Here is a 13,747-nt window from a genome sequence, read left to right on the forward strand (position 1 = left end):
GGCAACCGTGCGCTGTCCGCCGGCCCGACGCGGCTGGTCGGGCCCGCCCATCCCGGCGACCGTCAACCTGTAGTTCCACCAATCCACGCGCCTTTGGCTTAGTCGAACTGATTAGGTAGCCTGTACCCCACGAGTATCTGACAGATCCGCGGCCAGTCCGCGTGGGACAAAGCAAGGGGGTCGACCCGATATGGGGCGCGGCCGAGCAAAGGCGAAGCAGACGAGGGTGGCGCGTGATCTGAAGTATCGCGCGATCGACACCGATTTCGCGTCACTGGAGCGTGAGCTCCGCGGCGACGCATTCGTCGACGACACCGTGAGTGGTGCTGACGACGCTGTTCATGAGATCCCCGATGCCTACGCAGATCTGGCGGGCGACGATTACGACGACGACTACGACGAACGACGCTCGTCCTGATCCGACGCTGGGCTGGGCCGCTGACGTAGAACTCAGCGGCTACCAGGCGCGCGAGTTTGCGCTGCCCGATGAGCCGACCTACGCGCAGGAGCCCGAGGGGAGCCTCGTCGCCACCCTGGTCCGGCGGAACCCGCCGACAAGGCGCCAGGCCGTCCTCTATGTGCACGGCTGGAGCGACTATTTCTTCCAGACCCACCTGGCGGACGCGATGGATGATCTCGGCTTCGATTTCTACGCCCTCGAGCTCCGCCGATACGGACGGTCGCTGCGCCCGCAGCAGTTGGCCGGCTACATCGCCGATCTGACTGACTACTACACAGAACTCGACCTCGCCGTCCAGGAATTGCGGGACGCCGGACACGAGAAGATCGTGCTGATGGGGCACTCGACGGGCGGCCTCGTGACGTCGCTGTACGCGAGCGAGCGTCCGGGCACCTTCGCGGCGTTGGTGCTCAACGCCCCGTGGCTGGAGTTGCAGGGCAACGCCGTCGTGAGGCCCGCCACGCAGCCGGTGGTGGCCGCGGCCCGTGCAGTGGCGCCGACGACGGCGCTCAAGCTGCCGGACAGCGGGTTCTACCGCCGCTCCATCTCCAAGGCCGATGGGGGAGAGTGGGAGTACAACCTCAACCTCAAGGGAGATCCGGCCTTCGCCGTTCGCGTGGGCTGGTTGGCCGCGATCCTCGAAGGCCACGCCAAGGTCGCAGCGGGGCTGGACATCGACTGTCCGGTCCTCGTCGTGATTGCCGACCGCAGCGATTTCCGCCGCACCTGGGACGACGCGTTGAAGTTGGCCGACATCGTCCTCGACGTGGAACGCATCGCAGTGCGCGCGCCCAAGCTGGGCCGGCATGTGACGATCGCCAAGTTCGTCGATGGCATGCACGATCTCGTCTTGTCCGGCCCCCAGGTGCGCGCGAAGGTGCTCGATGAGTACGCACGCTTCCTGCGCTGCTACGCCTCCTGACCAGGAGCCTCCCGGCACCCGCCGTTTGATTCACAAAAACTGCGATTAACTGCCCCCACCTCGCCCCTGTGAGCCCTCATGGCACTACGCTTCGTAGTAGGAGAAGTTGCTATGACCCTTATTCAGCGCATCGGAGCGTGGTTCACGCGGCCTCGGATCTTGATGGCCGCAGCGATCTTCGTTGTGGGTTCACTGATCGGGGTCGGTCTCTTCACCTTCGTGTACGCAAAGGGCATCTCGTACCTAGGCTCCGATCCTGCTGCCTGCGTCAACTGCCACGTGATGGAACGTCAGTACAGCGCCTGGATCTCCGGCAGCCACAGCAACGTGGCTGGGTGCAACGACTGCCACGCGCCGCACGACAACATCATCCACAAGTACTACGTCAAGGCAGACAACGGGTTCTGGCACGGGCTGAAGTTCACCACCGGCTGGTACCCCGAGAACATCGAGATCCGTGAGTCCAACCGCAAAGTGACCAACGAGGCGTGCCTCTACTGTCATGCGGACTTCACGAGCACTATGCGGATGACCTCTGGCAGCGAGCAGATCAACTGCACCAGCTGCCACGTCAACGTCGGTCACAAGAGCAGGTGAGGAACATGTCAGACGACACCGGCAGCTCCCAGGTTGAGCCAACACCGAGGAGGACCAGTAACCGGAGGATCGGCTTCATCATCGCCGCGATCGCACTGACCGCGATCGTGACGGCAGGCATCACGGCGATCCTGGCCAACGTCATCGAGAGGATGGGGGAGGCGAGGGACTCCTACACCAAAGTGGTCGACCTCGACGACACCGTCGTGGACCCGGCCGTCTGGGGGCAGAACTTCCCGTCTCAGTACGATTCGTACCTCAAGACGTCCGAGATGAACGGCACCACCCACGCCGGCTCGCAGCCCTCCGAGCGGGAGGCCACAGAACTCGATCCGCGCACCATCACAGCCACGAGCCGGCTGGAGGAGGACCCGCGCCTCGTCGACATGTGGGCCGGCTACCCCTTCGCGGAGGACTACCGCCACGCCCGCGGCCACGCCTACATGCTGGAGGACCAGCGCTACACCATCCGGGTGGCCGACTTCGAGCAGCCCGGCACCTGCCTCAACTGCCACGCGTCCACCGTCAAGCTGATGAACGACCTCGGCGACGGAGACCGCGAGGCCGGCTTCCAGGCGATGAACCAGATGCCGTACAACGAGGTGACGCAGCTGGTCGACCACCCAGTGGCGTGCATCGACTGCCACGACCCCGAGACCATGGACCTGCGGGTGACCCGGCCGGCGTTCGAAAAGGGCATCGCGGCGCTCAAGAAGTCTGAGGGAATCGACGACTACGACGTCAACCGCGACGCCACCCGCCAGGAGATGCGGACCTTCGTCTGCGGCCAGTGCCACGTGGAGTACTACTTCGAGAAGGACACCAAGGAGCTCACGTTCCCGTGGAGCAAGGGCCTCGACATCGACGAGATCTGGGAGTACTACGGCGAGGACGGCCACAAGGACTTCACCCACGCGACGACGGGTGCGGAGGTCGTCAAGGCGCAGCATCCCGAGTTCGACATCTTCTGGTCCAACTCCGTCCACGCGGCCAACGGCGTGAGCTGCGCCGACTGCCACATGCCCTACAAGAGCGAAGGGGCCCGGAAGGTCACCGACCACCACATCCAGTCCCCGCTGCTGGCCGTCAACAGCTCGTGCATGACCTGCCACCACACCTCGGCCGAGGAGATGGAGGATCGCGTGGTGTCGATTCAGGATCAGTTCATCGGCACCCGGGACGTCGCCTTCGATTCGCTCGTGGCGCTCATCCGCGCGCTGGAGACCGCGCAGACGGATGGGACGCCGGCCGAGCAGATCGACGCCGCCCGCGAGTTCCAGAACAAGGCCAGCTTCTACCTCGACTACGTGTACTCGGAGAACTCCTACGGGTTCCACGCACCGGCCTACATCCAGCGCATCCTGGCCGATTCGCTCGATGCCTCCCGCAAGGGTCAGCTGGTGCTGCAGGGTGTTGACCCGGAGTCCCTGGAGCCGTCCGAACTCTCGCTCGAGAACGAGCAGAAGACCGCGGAACGTGGAAACCGATGACGGCATGAGGTTCGGGGCCTCCGACCAGGTCGGAGGCCCCGTCCCTTCCGCTGCCCCGAACGACAACGACGCGGAGATCCTCCACTTCCTGGAGAGCGCACCTCCGTCCGTGCGCGACTGGGCGGCGGCACGCGCCGCTGAGATCCGTGCGGCGGCCGGCCCCGCACCTGCGCCTGCTCGGCCCGCCGCAGATGACCCGGCGGACCTGGCCCTGGCCGAACTGGGGGAGCACGACGACGAGCCCCGCCGTCGGCCCCTCGTGCATACTCCCCGCGACAAGGAGCCCACCTACGTCGCGCCCCAGCGCCGCTCGAGCCCGCTCGTTCCGTTGGTGGGTCTGCTGGTCGTCGTCGCGCTCGTCTATGGGATCTTCCAGCTGGGCCGGCCGCAGGAAACCGCAGATCCGGGCATGAACACCGCCGCCCCCGCGAACGCAGCCGATACCACGAGCCGCATGGCCGAGTTGGAGGAGATGCTGGCGGAGGCACCCGATGATGTGGCGGTCAACCTCGAACTCGGCGTGCTGAAGTTCAACGCCGGAGACATCCCCCGCGCCGAGGAGCTGTGGACGAAGGTCACCGACGTGGACCCGCGCAACCCGCAGGCCTGGTTCAACCTCGGCTTCGTCCACCTGGCTCAGGACCCGCCCGACGTCGAGGGCGCGCGGGCCGACTGGGAGCAGGTGCTTGAGGTGGCCCCGGAGTCAGACCTGGCGGCGACTGTCGAATCCCACCTGGCCGCCCTCGAGGCACCCTCCGCGGCGCCGTCGCCGTCGCAGACTCAGGAGTGACCCGGTGAGAGAACTGTTCGACGCGATCTACCGTTTCCTTCGCTCCAAGCTGTTGGCCGTCGTGGTCATCCTGGCGCTTGCCGTGTTCGCGCTGCTCGGCACGATGATCCAGCAGGCTCCGACGTTCACGGACTCCGCGGCCCGTGCCGACTGGGTGGAATCCGTGCGTCCCCGCTACGGCGGGTGGACGTCGGTGTTCGACTACCTGGGCTTCTTCAACCTCTGGTCGTCCCCGTTGTTCCTCGGCACGGCGGTGCTGTTGGCGCTCAGCATCATCGCGTGCACCGTCCACCGCCTGCCGCAGCTCTGGGCCCGCGCCACCCGTCCGCGCACCCACGTCACCGAGAAGTTCTTCGAGCGCGCCCAGTACCGGGCCGAGTTGGCCCTTCCGCTGCCTCCCGACGAGGCGGCGGATCACGTTCTGCGCGCACTGGCCAAGCAGCGGTACAGGTGGCTGCCCGACGAGAAGCTGGTCGGCGGTCAGGCCGTCGGCTTCTACGCCGACCGTTTCCGCTGGGGGCCGTTCGGCACCGCCATCGCGCACGCGGCCATGGTCGTGATCCTGGCCGCCTTTGCCGTCTCGGCCTTCACGGGCTTCGAGGAGAACCTCGACATCGCGGTCGGTGAGACCGTCGAGGTGGGTCACGGCACGGGGCTGACAGTGCGGGCCGACTCGTTCAAGGACTCGTACGACGACATGGGACGGCCGACCGACTACGTCAGCCACCTGGTGGTGCTGCAGGACGGGGCACAGGTGGCAGCCCAGGACGTGCGGGTCAACACGCCGCTGAGAGTCGGCGACACCGCCCTGCACCAGGCCTCCTTCGGGATCGCTGCGGCCGTCTCCATCGCCGACGCGGCGGGCTCCACGCTGTTCGCAGGTTCGGTCCCGCTCAAGTGGTCGAGCACCGACGGGCGCTACGCCATCGGTAAGGTCACGCCGGAGGGCACCGGGATCGAGGTGCTGGTGGTGACCCCGGCGTCAGGCGCGATGGATGCGAACATCGAGGCAGGCAGCGCCGTCTTCGAGCTCTACAGCGTCGCGAGCGGCGAGAAGCTCGACGTCGTTCCCGCCGCGCAGGGCGAGACCGTCACCAGCGGGGCCCTGAGCTTGACCTTCGAGCGGGAGCAGCGCTACACCGGCATCATCGCCCGCCAGGATCCGGGCGCCGTCTGGATGTGGGTCGGATCGGCTCTCCTGATCATCGGCATGTCCATGACCTTCATGTTGCGCCACCGCCGCCTCTGGGTGCGCGCCGTGGCCGACGAGGGCGGATCGATCGTCCGGATCGCTTCCGCCGAGAAACTTGACTCGACCTTCGAGCGACATTTCCGCGCACTCGTGGAACAGATTGATGCGACCGCCCCGGACGCCAGGAAGGAGCTCCTCGATGCTTGAGTGGGCTGAATATCTAGTCACCGCGGCCGCGGTGTTCGTGCTCCTCGGCCTGATCAGCGACATCGTCCTGGTCACGAGCCGCAAGCGGCGACCTGTTGCCCGGCAGGCGCAGAGCCGCGCCACGGTCAGCGTGGGTGGCGGGCCGCTGGAGGCCACCGAGCCACCCCCCGCCGTCACGGTGAAGGAGAAGCGGAGCAGCCTCTCCTGGTACGCCACGGCCTTCGAGGTGATCGCCATCGTGCTGCTCACCGTCTACATGGCGGTCAGGGCCGGCGTCACGGGGCACGGCCCGTTCGCGAACCAGCACGAGTTCGCCGTCGCCTTCACGTGGGGCATCCTCGTGGTCAACCTCTTCTTCGAGCTGAAGTACCGCGTGCGGATGCTCTCGCTCATCGTCCTCCCGGTCGCTGCGGTGATGCTCGTGTATGCGCTCAGCCTCGACACCGGCGTGCGCCCGCTCATCCCGGCGCTGCAGAACAACCTGCTCCTCAGCCTTCACGTGGGCTTCGCCATCATCGCCTACGGTGCGGCATGTGTGTCGTTCGGCGCGGCCGTCCTCTATCTCGTGAAGCCGATGATGCGGCGCCTGCCGCTGCCGCGCGAGGAGGTGCTCGACGACGTGGGCTACCGGGCCGCCGTGGTCACCTTCCCGCTGCTCACGATCATGATCGTGCTCGGATCGGTGTGGGCTGAGACCGCGTGGGGGCGCTACTGGGGCTGGGACCCGAAGGAGACTGCGGCTCTGGTCACGTGGCTCGTCTACGGTGCCTTCCTCCACGCGCGGGTGGTGCGCGACTGGCGCGGGCGCCGAGCCGCCTGGCTGCTGGTGCTGGGATTCCTGACCGTGCTCTTCGCGTACTTCGGCAACCACTTCTTCGGTGGGCTGCATTCGTATGCGTGATCCCGGCGGACTGCTCAGGGGGCGCCTGGTGGGCGTCCTGGGGCTGGTCCTGCTCACCGCGCTCGTGCTCGGCGCCATTCACCTCGTGCGGGGGAGCGACGCCACCGCAGCCTCGGACGCCGCGGAGGGCGTCCCCGGAGACGGGCCGAAGGTCGGGGCGAGCGCGCCGGACTTCAGGGGGCTCGACCTCGACGGAGTCCCCGTCCAGCTCGAGGACTACGCGGGCAAACCGCTCTGGCTCCTGTTCCAGGCCACGTGGTGCTCCATCTGCCGAGCTGAGTTGCCCGATGTTGAGGAGGCCTCCGACAGGATCGACGTGGTGGCCTTCTACATGCGGGAGGACCGCGACCTCGTCACCGACTACGCGGAGCGGATGAAGCTCACCATCCGCAGCGTGCCCGACCCCATCGGAGAGATCTCGCTCACCTACCTGGCCACATCGGTGCCCACCCACTTCTTCGTCGACGCGGACGGAGTCATCAGGGCCGTGCACAAGGGGGCGCTGTCGCCCGCCGAGATCGACGAGAAGCTGGCGTTGGTGGGCGTCGCCTGACCGTGGTCCGGCCCGCCTGGAACGGCGGCGCAGACTGACCATTGACAACGCGTCAGAGCAGGCGCACTCTGAGATCAGGCGACCGGGCCTGGAACAGGAGCTACGCCATGTCCATCCGTTCAGCCAGCCGGAGCATCCGTGCATCAGGCACGCTTGCGATCCTCGCTCTGGCAACCCTGACAGCTCTCTCATCGGGTGCGGCCGCCGCACCCGCTCAGGGCGCCGGGGTCTTCAAACTCACCTTCTCCGGCTACGCCTCCATGGCCTCGTGGAGCACATGTCCCGATCTGTCTGCTGCCGATGTGGGTGACATGTGCTCGGGGGCGGATGTCATGGCCTTCTACTCCTCGGGGCGCGAGCAGGCGGGCAGCGAGTTCCACCTTCACGATCGCAAGAGCGGGGTGGTGAAGATCTTCAGCTACACGTGCACCGTCGCCGATTTCGAGGTCGATCCTGGTGTCGTCGAGCGGACGTGTCTGCCGGCCACAGAGGAGTTCGGGAGGGCGGTCGACGTCGACGTGGCCGTCGATCCACGCCTCGACCAGACGCACGCGACGGCACTGGTCCCCGTCCAGGTGAGCGACTGGGTGTCCGGCACAGGGTCGGAGGCAACGGTCGAGGTCGACGTCTCCTTCAGCGGGTCCGGGCCGACCCGTCGCATCGACGAGCGGACGCATGTTACGGACCGCTACGTCATGTGGCTGGAGGGGACCAAGGGCTGGGAGCGGGATTGCCAGGCGACCGCCACCTTCGACGGCGTCACCGTCCCCGGCGAACTCGTCGCCTGCTCCATGTCGCGGGTGAGGCAGGCGGAGGTGAGGGTTTATCACGGCCTGCCGAGCTGAGGCGCTGGGAGCGGGCCCGTCGAGGCATGAAAAAACCCCGCCGGAGCGGGGTGGTGGCCAGGGCCGGGATCGAACCGGCGACCTTTCACTTTTCAGGCGAACGCTGCTACCAGCTGAGCTACCTGGCCATCAGGCCGATGACCGACCTAGCGACCCCGACGGGACTCGAACCCGCGACCTCCGCCGTGACAGGGCGGCGCGCTAACCAACTGCGCTACGGGGCCAATTTCTTGACCTGCTGGCTGAGCCAGCCCGGTAACTATAGCGTGACTTTTGCCTCGATGGGAAATCGACCAAAAGCCCTTGTCGCTACCGGTTTGCGCCTCCTGGGGGAGGAGGCGCGTAGCATCCCCAACGGGATTCGAACCCGTGCTACCGCCGTGAAAGGGCGGGGTCCTAGGCCGCTAGACGATGGGGACCAGCAACGCCAAGCATAGGGGGAATCGGGACCTTCCGACAAACCTGCGCAAAGAGCGTTACAGCACCATGGCCGCAACCCAGCCGGCGGCCAGCAGCGGCAGGTTGAAGTGAAGGAAGGTGGGGATGACCGTGTCGCGCATGTGGTCGTGTTGGCCGTCGGCGTTGAGGCCCGCGGTCGGGCCCAGGGTGGAATCGGACGCCGGGGATCCGGCGTCGCCCAGGGCGCCCGCTGTGCCGATGATCGAGACGGTGGCGACGGGGGAAAACCCCAGGGCGGCGCAGAGCGGGACGTAGATGGCCGCGATGATCGGCAGCGTCGAGAACGAGCTGCCGATGCCCATCGTCACGAGCAGCCCCACGAACAGCATGGCGAGCGCCCCCACCGCCCTGTTGCCGGCGAAAGCGCCGGCGACGCCCTCGACGAGCGGCGCGATCTGGCCGGTGGCCTGCATGACGGCGGCGAACCCCTGCGCAGCGATCATGATGAGCCCGATGAGGGCCATCATGCGCATGCCGCCGGTGAAGACCGCATCCGCGTCGGTCCACTTCACAGCTCCGGTGATGATGAACAGGCAGAGCCCCGCCAACGCGCCCACGAGCAGAGAGTCGGCCTGCGAGTCGATGAGCGTCAGCCAGGTCTGGATCGTGAACGAGGCGACGATCGCGATCAGCGCGATGACGATGTTCTTCGTTCGGATGACGGTGGGCGCGTCGGTGTCGATCGCGGCGTCCGGGTTGTAGTCGCGGGGCCGGCGGTAGGTGACGGTGAGCGCGACGATCAGGCCGATCAGCATGCCGAGGGCCGGGATGCCCATGGCGCTCATCACGGGGACGTCGCTGACGTCGAGGCCGGACGAAATGATGTTGCCGTAGAGGATGTCGGTGAGGAAGATCTTGCCGAACCCGATTGGCAGGAACATGTAGGTGGTGACGAGTCCGAAGGTCAGCACGCAGGCCATGGCGCGGCGGTCCAGCCGGAGCCGGCTCATGATGACCAGCAGCGGCGGGATCAGCAGCGGGATGAAGGCGATGTGCACCGGGATGAGGTTCTGGCTCATGACGGCCATCGCCAGGATCCCGCCGATCATTCCCCACTTCGCCCAGGCGCGGACCTTCTGCGATGTCGTCATGTCGTCCGCGTCGAGCCGGGTGATGAGCCAGTTGGCGAGCAACTGGGGGAGTCCGGAGTGCGCGACCGCCATGGCGAACGCGCCCAGCAGCGCATAGCTCAGCGCAATCTTGGCGCCGCCCGCGAGTCCGTCCTGGAAAGCGACCATCGTCGCCTCGAGGCCGAGCCCCGCTAAAAGGCCGCCTGTCAATGCCCCGAGGAACAGAGCCAGGACCACGTGCACGCGCGCGACGGACAGCGCGAGCATGACGATGACGGAGACGACGACGGCGTTCATGTGGGACCTCGTGGATCGGCGGTCCGGACGCTCCGAACCCCGGGCAGGATATCTGTCCGCCCGGGGTCGGCTGGCACGGGGTCTCTGGTCAATCAGTGCTTCGTGCGAGCAGTGTGCTACGGATCACCCGTAGGTGTTGATGTGGACGTGGTTGTAGTGGTTGGCGTTGTCGCTGCCACGATTGGCCATCCAGCGCCAGCCCTCCTTGTCGCGGGCGACCGACCAGATGCGCTGCGCGAAGATGATGTAGTTGATGTTGTACTGCTCCGCGTTGTCGCGGTAGTAGTTCGCTATCTCCCAGCCCAGCGCCTGGTTCCTCCCGTAGCTCGGGATCATGACGTCGACGGCGCGGCCGGCGGGATGGTCGGGCGTGACGTCACGGCGCCATCCGTACATCGTCGTGATCTGCGGGTACCGTTCCCAGATGTCGAGGGCGATTGCCTTGACGTTGTCGTTGGTCTTGTCGAGGCCGCTCGAGCCGCCGCGGTTGAGAGAATCGTCCGCGCCACCGGAGGCGCCGCTCGACGGCGGGGTCGTGGACAGGTAGCGGGCGGTGACCCAGCGGATCGCGCCGTCGTCGACGATCGCCGCGCGGCCGTTCTCGACGACGCCGGTCACCTTCACGACCGTCCCGCGGGGGATGTCACGGATGTACGCAGTGCCGGTGCTGGCCGTCCAGATGTTGAGCACGGTTGTGGCGTAGCGGTCGCTGGTCTCGGGCGTCGCGGGGGGCTGCGGCTGGGGCGCCACGGCGGCGCCGCCGAACGGCGCGAAGTAGCTGCCGTTGACCCAGCGGGCGACCCCGCGGAAGACGACCTGCGTCATCCCGTTGGCTTGGACCCCCGTCATCTCGAGGATCGTGTCCCGGGGGACTGTGGTGATGACCGAGTACGCGGTGTCCGAGCTTGTGCGGATCAGCAGGTTCGCGAGAGCGCGCCCCTTGCCGACGACCTGGGGGGTCGAACCGGAGTTGGCTGCCGGGTCGCTCAGGTATCGCGTCGATGCCCACAGCGTTTGTCCTGCGTACGTCACCTGCGCGTACTCTCCGCTCACCGAACCGGTGAGCGTGAGGCGGGTGCCGGTCGGCGCGACGACGCTGACCCGGTCTCGGATCGACGGGCCGACGCGGAGGTTGAGGTTGGCCGTCGTGGCCACAGTCCCAGCGGTTCCGGTCGAGGTGCCGTTGCTCGTCTCGGAGGAGGGGGCGGAGGAAGCGCCCGTCAGGTAGGCCGAGAAGACGTAGGCCGTGCGACCCTCGAAGGTCACCTTGGTCCACGAGCCCTCGGAGCCGAGCGCCGGCAGCACGTCACCCTTGTCCAGCACGGTCAGGCTCTGGCTCGAGGTGCTCGGCCCGGATCGGACGTGCACCCGCGCGGTTGCGGTGACATCGCCGTCGCGCGCATCCGCCGCAGGGCCCAGCGCGATGCTGCCGAGGCCTTGGATCAGGATGGCTGCCGCAGTGGCGACGGCCAGTCCGCGGAGGCTCCTCAGTGCTGTCTTCACGTCTCTCCTCGTCGAGTCGAATGGGGGACGGACGTGCCGCTTCCCCGGGGCCCTTGCGCGCCCCCGACACGTCCGGCCATTGGCCCGGACACTAGGAAGAATCGGAGGGCCGTGCACAATTTGCTTGAGACTTTGCTGAGGGAAAGCAAGCCGACGTGCCGAGTTTGGCGGGATTTCCCCGCGCCAGACGGGGCTGTGAGTTGCGCCTCCAAATCCGCCTGACTGCGTGGTTTACCTGGAAGCTCGGGTTCCTGAGGATTCCTGAGTGTGCTTGAGAGAGTCTTGGACGTCTCAGAATCAACCCAGGTCAAGTCGAACTTCAGGTTTAGCTGTTGCCTGAGCTCGTCTTCTCGGCCCCGTGTCGGCCCCTGAGATTGTCGTGTCGGCCCCTGAGATTGTCGTGTCGGCCCCTGAGCTTGTCGAAGGGTTACCTCCGAGGCGATGACCGTCCACAACGCCAATCGGCAGGACAGAACGCCAATCGATCTCGCGTGACGCCGACGAGCCTCAGCCACGCCCGCGAGATGTCGCGGGCATCGCTGAGCGTCGTCGGCGTTCGCCCCTGTCTGTTGGCGTTCCCCGGTTGCGGTTGGCGTTTTGCCGGGGCCGTTGGCGTTTCCGGTTACCTGTTGGCGTTCGCGCTTCTCCGTTGGCGTTCCCCGGTCCGGGTTGGCGTTCTCCCGGGGCCGTTGGTGTCTCCGCCACGCTGTGCGGTGGGCGCCCATCCGCGGCACCGGAACGGACTCCTTCGGGGCATCCCCACCCGGGGGGTGACGGCGTGACCCGTCGACGAGCACGGGGACCGAGGTCGGCGGGCCCGGGATCAGGTCTGCACCCAGGCCCGGGTGGGGGTGCTGGTCCAGCGGCGTGCAGAGCCGAGAGCCGTCGCCGGTACGTAGCCGGCTCTCAGGTCCGCTGGGGAGAGCACCTCGGCCCCCGTCAGTTCGGCCAGCCGGGTCCGGTCCCTGGCCCCCGCCACTGCTGCCACGACGGGGAACGCGAGCGCCCGACGGTTCGCCGCCAGCGTCGCGATGACCTCGGGATGGAACCCGTCCGCGACGACGACCAGCGGGAGTGCTTCCGTAGCCGCGGACAGCGGGCCGAGGAGCTCGCGCATGCTCGAGACCTCCCCGTCCACGACGAGGATCTGTGGGTTGGTGAGCGCTGCTCCGTCGGGGTTCGTGCCGAAGTCCGCGTGTGCGTGGCCGAAGGAGAATCCCTCGCCCGGATGGCCGGGCTCCCTGGGTCGGCCCCGCCCAGGGCTCGGGAGCGCATCGACGTCATCCTGCGTGACGTACCGGGGCACCTGAGCGTCGACCGCGTCGATGCCCCGGCGGGGTGCAGGTTCACCGACCCCGCCCGCCCGACGGCGCGCGCGCACGTCGACGGTGACCGCCACTGCGAGAAGCGCAGATCCAACCGCCAGGGCGACGAGGAACCAGCCCCAGGCGGGCATCAGGGCGTCGGCGGAGGGTTATCGCGGAAATCCGGCCCCGGACCGGCGGCGGGCCTGGGCGGCGGCTGGTCAGCGGGCGCGCGGGGCGGGGTCGGCTGAGACTCCGGGGCCGCCTGGGCCCAGGGATCCTGGGCGGGCGGTCGGGCGGGGAAGGGCTGATCCGCCTCGGGCTGCTGCGGCGTCGGTGTCATGGGTGGGACATGAGTCGGCGGCGGGTACGCCTGACCGGGCGGTGGGGGTGCGTACTGCTGGCCCGGTCCGGGCGGGTGCGGATACGGGTACGGCGTGGAACCGTCTTGGAACGTTGGCTCCGGCTCGTGGCGTCGTCGATTCCGGGTGGCGACGACGACGGCGGCAGCGATGCCGGCGATCACGAGCGCTCCCAGCGCAATCCACAGCCAGTCGACGCCGCCCGCCCCGTCCTCGGCGGTGGCCAGCAGGCCGTCGGCGGTGAACATGTCGGCGGCGGTGGACCAGGTGACGGTAGTGCCCTCGACGGTGGAGGTCCCGTTGTGGCTGAGCACCTTGCCCGGGAAGGTCACGCTGACCCGGAAGTCGCTGAACATCTCGGCGCTCATCTCCTCCTCCCCGGGCGTACCCTCCATCGCGAAGGTCCAGACACCGTCGGCCAGCTCGATCGTCGTGCCGTCGCCGCTGAGGTCGCTGGTTCTGGCGGTGCCGGAGATCCGGCATCCCGTGTAGCCGCCGTCACCCTCTTCCGCGTACGGCTCGGCGGTGGCCCCCTGAACGTCGTCGAAACCCTCCTGCTCGCAGAGATCGGGCACCTCGGAGCCCATCTGGGCCGCGGCGGAGTTCTGGATCCCGAAGTCGGCGACGAGGGTCACCTCGTTCTCGCTGACGATGTCGTAGTCCGCGGTCATCCGGATGCATGACGACAACAGCAGCACCAGCGGTACGAGGAGGAGGGCCAGTGCGCGGCGGGGCGATGTGCTCATGGCTTGACGGTAGCGCCTGGATGGCCCAGCCGACGCGTAGGCCGCTCAT

At 67.5% G+C, this 13,747-nt stretch carries 13 protein-coding genes and 3 tRNA genes; 9 read left to right on the forward strand and 7 right to left on the reverse strand.

Annotated features, from left to right (window positions below; translation table 11 throughout):
* Positions 1 to 190: 190 nt before the first annotated feature.
* From RPIT_RS02365 to RPIT_RS02405, 9 genes are all read left to right on the forward strand, one after another.
* Positions 191 to 418: a DUF3073 domain-containing protein gene (locus RPIT_RS02365; RefSeq protein ID WP_077340253.1), complete on the forward strand. Its 228-nt coding sequence runs from the start codon at positions 191 to 193 to the stop codon at positions 416 to 418.
* Positions 354 to 1,382 carry an alpha/beta hydrolase gene (locus RPIT_RS02370; protein WP_077340255.1) on the forward strand — a complete coding sequence of 343 codons (1,029 nt, stop codon included), beginning with the start codon at positions 354 to 356 and terminating at the stop codon, positions 1,380 to 1,382. The genes RPIT_RS02365 and RPIT_RS02370 overlap by 65 nt, the downstream gene beginning before the upstream one ends.
* Positions 1,383 to 1,493: 111 nt before the next feature.
* Entirely contained in the window at positions 1,494 to 1,979 is a 486-nt protein-coding gene (gene nrfH, locus RPIT_RS02375; RefSeq protein WP_077340257.1) for a cytochrome c nitrite reductase small subunit, read from the forward strand.
* 5 nt (positions 1,980 to 1,984) lie between these two features.
* A complete protein-coding gene (locus RPIT_RS02380) occupies positions 1,985 to 3,469 on the forward strand; it encodes an ammonia-forming cytochrome c nitrite reductase subunit c552 (protein WP_077340259.1) in 1,485 nt (494 codons plus the stop codon).
* Positions 3,456 to 4,259 (forward strand): tetratricopeptide repeat protein, encoded by an 804-nt coding sequence (locus RPIT_RS02385; RefSeq protein WP_077340261.1) that lies wholly within the window; start codon positions 3,456 to 3,458, stop codon positions 4,257 to 4,259. Before RPIT_RS02380 ends, RPIT_RS02385 begins: the two co-directional genes overlap by 14 nt.
* 4 nt (positions 4,260 to 4,263) lie before the next feature.
* Complete coding sequence (locus tag RPIT_RS02390) at positions 4,264 to 5,658, forward strand: cytochrome c biogenesis ResB family protein (protein WP_218121508.1); 1,395 nt, start codon at positions 4,264 to 4,266, stop codon at positions 5,656 to 5,658.
* Positions 5,651 to 6,559: a c-type cytochrome biogenesis protein CcsB gene (ccsB, locus tag RPIT_RS02395; RefSeq protein ID WP_077340263.1), complete on the forward strand. Its 909-nt coding sequence runs from the start codon at positions 5,651 to 5,653 to the stop codon at positions 6,557 to 6,559. The genes RPIT_RS02390 and ccsB overlap by 8 nt, the downstream gene beginning before the upstream one ends.
* Entirely contained in the window at positions 6,552 to 7,112 is a 561-nt protein-coding gene (locus RPIT_RS02400) for a TlpA family protein disulfide reductase (RefSeq protein WP_077340265.1), read from the forward strand. The genes ccsB and RPIT_RS02400 overlap by 8 nt, the downstream gene beginning before the upstream one ends.
* Before the next feature lie 107 nt (positions 7,113 to 7,219).
* On the forward strand, positions 7,220 to 7,957 hold the full coding sequence (locus tag RPIT_RS02405) for a hypothetical protein (RefSeq protein ID WP_077340267.1): 738 nt from the start codon (positions 7,220 to 7,222) through the stop codon (positions 7,955 to 7,957).
* Between the two features lie 51 nt (positions 7,958 to 8,008).
* Here the strand turns inward: RPIT_RS02405 and RPIT_RS02410 are convergent.
* The 7 genes from RPIT_RS02410 to RPIT_RS02440 all read right to left on the reverse strand — a co-directional run bounded on the left by RPIT_RS02410 (position 8,009) and on the right by RPIT_RS02440 (position 13,698).
* Positions 8,009 to 8,085, reverse strand: a tRNA-Phe gene (locus tag RPIT_RS02410).
* Between the two features lie 22 nt (positions 8,086 to 8,107).
* Positions 8,108 to 8,181, reverse strand: a tRNA-Asp gene (locus RPIT_RS02415).
* Positions 8,182 to 8,303: 122 nt separating this feature from the next.
* A tRNA-Glu gene (locus RPIT_RS02420) sits at positions 8,304 to 8,376 on the reverse strand.
* A gap of 57 nt (positions 8,377 to 8,433) precedes the next feature.
* Entirely contained in the window at positions 8,434 to 9,783 is a 1,350-nt protein-coding gene (locus RPIT_RS02425; protein ID WP_077340269.1) for a Na+/H+ antiporter family protein, read from the reverse strand.
* Between the two features lie 123 nt (positions 9,784 to 9,906).
* The gene (locus RPIT_RS02430) at positions 9,907 to 11,286 is read right to left on the reverse strand and encodes an SH3 domain-containing protein (RefSeq protein ID WP_162274471.1); all 1,380 of its coding nucleotides are present in this window, start codon (positions 11,284 to 11,286) and stop codon (positions 9,907 to 9,909) included.
* An 823-nt stretch (positions 11,287 to 12,109) separates the two neighbouring features.
* Positions 12,110 to 12,742 (reverse strand): TCP-1/cpn60 chaperonin family protein, encoded by a 633-nt coding sequence (locus tag RPIT_RS02435; protein WP_077340273.1) that lies wholly within the window; start codon positions 12,740 to 12,742, stop codon positions 12,110 to 12,112.
* On the reverse strand, positions 12,742 to 13,698 hold the full coding sequence (locus RPIT_RS02440; RefSeq protein ID WP_077340275.1) for an LppM family (lipo)protein: 957 nt from the start codon (positions 13,696 to 13,698) through the stop codon (positions 12,742 to 12,744). The genes RPIT_RS02435 and RPIT_RS02440 overlap by 1 nt, the downstream gene beginning before the upstream one ends.
* Between the last annotated feature and the right edge of the window lie 49 nt (positions 13,699 to 13,747).

Origin of the sequence: Tessaracoccus flavus, from assembly GCF_001997295.1 — a bacterium.
Lineage (GTDB): Bacteria > Actinomycetota > Actinomycetes > Propionibacteriales > Propionibacteriaceae > Arachnia > Arachnia flava.